This is a genomic window from Actinosynnema sp. NPDC023658, assembly GCF_040639995.1.
Classification (GTDB): domain Bacteria; phylum Actinomycetota; class Actinomycetes; order Mycobacteriales; family Pseudonocardiaceae; genus Actinosynnema.
Genome location: NZ_JBFAAX010001480.1, coordinates 1 through 1,067, shown reverse-complemented (window position 1 = coordinate 1,067; position 1,067 = coordinate 1). Strand labels below are relative to the sequence as shown.

Sequence of the window (1,067 nt, the reverse complement as noted above, 5' to 3'; positions counted from 1 at the left end):
CCGGGCGCCTCGTGCATGGCGCGGCCGATGCCGTGGCCGCCGAAGTCGGAGGGCATGCCGTAGCCGGCGGCGCGGCCGATGACGCCGATGGCGTGGGAGACGTCGCCCATCCGCGCGCCGGGCACGGCGGCGGCGATGCCGGCGTCCAGGGCGCGGCGGGTGGTGTCGACCAGCGCCAGGTCGGCGGGGTCGGCGTCACCGACGACGAAGCTGATCGCGGAGTCGCCGTGCCAGCCGTCGAGGTGGGCGCCGCAGTCGATGCTGACCAGGTCGCCGTCGCGCAGCCGGTAGCCGTCGGGGATGCCGTGCACGATGAGGTCGTGGACCGAGGCGCAGATGACGCCCGGGAACGGGGTGGGCGCGAACGAGGGCAGGTAGTGCAGGAACGACGACCCGGCGCCCGCGTCGCGGATGACCTGGCGGGCGATGCCGTCCAGTTCCAGCAGGGACACCCCGACCGTCGCGTGGGCCCGCACCGCGGCCAGCGCGTCGGCCACCACGAGGCCGGCGGCGCGCATGGCGTCCAGTTCGCCGGGGCTCTTCAACTCGATCACCACATGCTCCTGCCGTGATAGCAATACCGGTATTTGTATCCCGGTATTAGTATCACAGCATGGTGCGTCAGCCCCTCACCCAGTCCGACCGCGACCGCGGCGAACGCCTCGGCGAACTGCTGCGCCGCGCCCGCGGCCCGCGCAGCATGGTCGAGGTCGCCGCCGCCGCCGGCATCTCGGTGGAAACCCTGCGCAAGATCGAACGCGGCCGCGTCCCCACACCGGCGTTCTTCACCGTCGCCGCGCTCTGCGACGCCGTCGGCCTGTCGATGGACGGCCTGTCCCGCGCCCTGGAACCGCAGAGGCTCTCGGCCTAGTGGAGGACTTCGTCCGCTCGGTCACCGACGCGCGCCCCGTGCCGCTGACACCGGACATCGTGCTGCGCACCGCCGACGACGTCATCACGCTCTGGGAACGCACCGGCTCGACCGAACCCCCGTTCTGGGCCTTCCCCTGGGCCGGCGGCCAGGCACTGGCCCGCTACGTCCTGGACCACCCCCGCCTCGTGGCGGG

General features: G+C 73.1%; 2 protein-coding genes and 1 pseudogene. 2 read left to right on the top strand and 1 reads right to left on the bottom strand.

Annotation, left to right across the window (positions count from 1 at the left end; all coding sequences use genetic code 11):
• Positions 1-554 (bottom strand): M24 family metallopeptidase (locus tag AB0G02_RS41945; protein WP_360806675.1); only part of this gene is annotated, 554 nt, incomplete at its 3' end.
• Between the two features lie 59 nt (positions 555-613).
• On the opposite strand from AB0G02_RS41945, the gene AB0G02_RS41940 reads away from it, so the two are divergent.
• Together AB0G02_RS41940 and AB0G02_RS41935 are read left to right on the top strand one after the other, a co-directional pair.
• Complete coding sequence (locus AB0G02_RS41940) at positions 614-871, top strand: helix-turn-helix transcriptional regulator (protein ID WP_360806672.1); 258 nt, start codon at positions 614-616, stop codon at positions 869-871.
• Positions 871-1,067: pseudogene (locus AB0G02_RS41935) on the top strand (methyltransferase); the annotation flags it as partial. The gene AB0G02_RS41940 and the pseudogene AB0G02_RS41935, both read left to right, overlap by 1 nt.